The following is a 2,144-nucleotide window of genomic DNA, read 5'->3' as shown; positions in this document are numbered from 1 at the left end:
TTTTTTTTAAAAAAGATTGTTTAATTTATAAAATTTGTTAAAAGATAAGCATAAACTATATATTTAGTTTTTATATGTTTTAATAATGAGGTATTTAAAATGAGAGATATTGATAAAAAATTAATAGAATCAGTTAAAAATGGAAATTTAATTGTTGTAAAAGAATTATTAAAAAATCCTAAAATTAATGTTAATTTTAAAGATGAAAAAGAAAGTTATTTTTGTTATAGTGTTTCTATAGATACAGCAAACAATGGTGATTGAACACCATTGCATTATGCAAGTAGAAATTCCAGATTTGATAAAAAGGAAATTTATTTTGAAATTGTAAAATTATTAATTGAAAAAGGTGCTGATGTAAATATTCAAAATAAAGATAATTTTACACCTTTGCATTATGCAGTAATCAGTCGTGATAAAGAAATAGTAAAATTATTTCTTGAAAATAATGCAAATCCAAATATACAAGATAAATATGGTATTACACCTTTAAATTGAACAGTGATGTATAGTATAAATTTAGATATTATTAAAATATTGATTAAACATGGTGCAAATCCAAATATACAAGATAATCATCCTATATCTCCTTTATATAGGATAATTGAAACTGACTGTAAAATGCTTGATAATCCTTATGTTGGTAATTATTATTTTGATGTTATAAAAGAATTCTTAAATCATAAAGACATTGATGTAAATCAAAAAAATTATAAATTAAAAAATGAAACAATATTGCATTTAGCAGTAAGAAATGGTCATGTTAAAATTGTTAAAGAATTACTTGAAAATGAAAAAATTAATATAAATCTTCAAGATAAAGAAGGCAATACTGTTTGATATTTAGCAAATAAAAATGGTCATATTAAAATAATACAAGAACTATTAAAACGTAAAGATCTTCATTTAGAAAAAGAAGAAAAAATAAAAGTATTAAATAAACAGTATATTGAAAATCAAGAAAAAATTGTAGAAGAAATTCAAAAAGAAAATTGAGATGAAGTTATAAAAATGTCAAAAATATGTAAAAAAATTAAAGATTTTAGAGCAAATTCATGAGAAGAAATTCAAAAAGATATAAAAGATTTAAGTTTACAAAATCAACCTTCAACAAGTGGATATAAACCAATCTCACCAAAGATGTAAAAAGGAGTAAAAAAATGGCTAAATTCATACAAGAACAAATCAATCATTATAATTGACACAAGGAAGTACATGAAATTGAAATATTTAACGTATAATGGTTATTTAATTACATAAATAAGTTTTAAAATATAAAATAAAAGTGTTATAATTAAATTGTTCTTATTTTTTATAGAACAAATAATTTCAAAAAATGAATATAAAATTTAAACATAAACACAAATTCCAAATAACCCCTAAAAATTTAGTTCCGAATTTTTATTTGCGAACTTTTTTTTGTATAATTTAATTAAACTTAATATAAGTTTTTAACTCATTACTTTATTTTTAAAAGTAAATGAGTTTTTATTATTTTGAAAGGAAAATTTTATGAATAAAAGTATATTTCAACAAATCTACAAACAAACTTATAAAGTAATCTTTAAAGAATTAAGAGAAACTAAAAAAATGATTGATTTTATAGAAAAATATAAATTCAATTGTAATGGAGAACCAGAATTTGATGGTCTTGATAAAGAAGACATTAAAGAGTTATTTGGTCTTATGTGAAAAGATAGATTAAGTGATGAAAAACAAAAATTTGTTAATTTAGGTGCAAATTATATTAATCAATCACCTGTTTTTCAAAATAAAAAACAAGAAAGAAAATTTTTAATTAATAAAAGTGAAATACTAAAACAAATGAATTTATTTTCAAATAAACCTTGTTTAATAACAGGAGACATTTTTAATCCTAAGTTTCTAAATTCAAAAGAAACTTTTTCATTAAATTGTAAAGATGAAATAAATTCTATAGATTTACAAAATCAACCAATAACAAGCCGATATCAAGAAAAGTCACCACAAATGTAAAAATAAGATATTGCCATCGCAATATCTTTATATATTTAAAATCAATTTTAATCCATCAAATTTGCTTATAAACAAACGATTTAAAAATTTATATAGTTTAGTATTAAAAAAAACAAGCCTAATTAGGCTTGTTTTAAATTAATTTAAGA

Annotated in this window: 2 protein-coding genes; both read left to right on the top strand. The window is 20.1% G+C overall.

Annotated elements, in window-relative coordinates; translation table 4 throughout:
* Window positions 1-99 precede the first annotated feature (99 nt).
* Window positions 100-1,146 carry an ankyrin repeat domain-containing protein gene (locus tag M0D11_RS05765; protein WP_252320928.1) on the top strand — a complete coding sequence of 349 codons (1,047 nt, stop codon included), beginning with the start codon at window positions 100-102 and terminating at the stop codon, window positions 1,144-1,146.
* A gap of 366 nt (window positions 1,147-1,512) precedes the next feature.
* Window positions 1,513-1,995, top strand: coding sequence for a hypothetical protein (locus M0D11_RS05760; protein WP_252320926.1), 483 nt, complete (start codon window positions 1,513-1,515; stop codon window positions 1,993-1,995).
* Window positions 1,996-2,144 lie beyond the last annotated feature (149 nt).

This window comes from Spiroplasma endosymbiont of Lariophagus distinguendus, from assembly GCF_023846195.1.
Taxonomy (GTDB): domain Bacteria; phylum Bacillota_I; class Bacilli_A; order Mycoplasmatales; family VBWQ01; genus Spiroplasma_E.
This window is presented reverse-complemented; position numbering and strand designations above follow the sequence as displayed.